Annotated in this window: 1 protein-coding gene; it reads right to left on the bottom strand. The window is 42.9% G+C overall.

The window, feature by feature from the left end; translation table 11 throughout:
- The coding region (locus FQP90_RS23105; RefSeq protein WP_208760080.1) for a hypothetical protein at positions 1 to 474 on the bottom strand (474 nt) is incomplete at its 3' end.
- Positions 475 to 538: the final 64 nt, after the last annotated feature.

The raw sequence follows: 538 nt of genomic DNA, 5'->3' as shown, positions 1-538 counted from the left end.
AATTTGGCTTTGAAGTTGCTTTAGCTGACTCATCACCACGACTTTCTCTTGGTCAGCTTGACGGCGTTTAGCAATCTCCAACTCATTTTCGGCTCGGAGTTGTTCGCCTCTCGTATAAAAATAGTAGTAACAAACCGAGCAGAAAATGACACCCAACAACATCACCGATTTCAGCCCAGAGAAATTGTCACCAAAGAAACCATTTAACCAATAATGTGCGTTTAACGTACCAACCGTCATCGCCACCAACATCGAGATGCCCACTTCAAACACACGAGATTCGGTTTTGAACAACTTAACCAAAATGAAAGAAGAGCCGACCGCACTCAAACCAAAACCAAAGCTGATCGCGAGGTTGAGGATGAAATCGCCTCCCCATATGGTTTGCGTGGTCACAGCAATCAAAGCGCAGAAAATGGTGGTCAGAGTGAAACTCTTTGGCCACGAAAATTCACTTTTAGAAGAAGTACTCATTAAAACCGTCCTTTGATATTTAAGAGAATCATATGACTATCGGGTAAGTTGACGTAAGCAGAAT

The sequence above is a fragment of the Paenarthrobacter nitroguajacolicus genome (assembly GCF_007786235.1).
In the GTDB taxonomy this organism is placed as follows: Bacteria; Actinomycetota; Actinomycetes; order Actinomycetales; family Micrococcaceae; genus Arthrobacter; species Arthrobacter nitroguajacolicus_A.
This window is presented reverse-complemented; position numbering and strand designations above follow the sequence as displayed.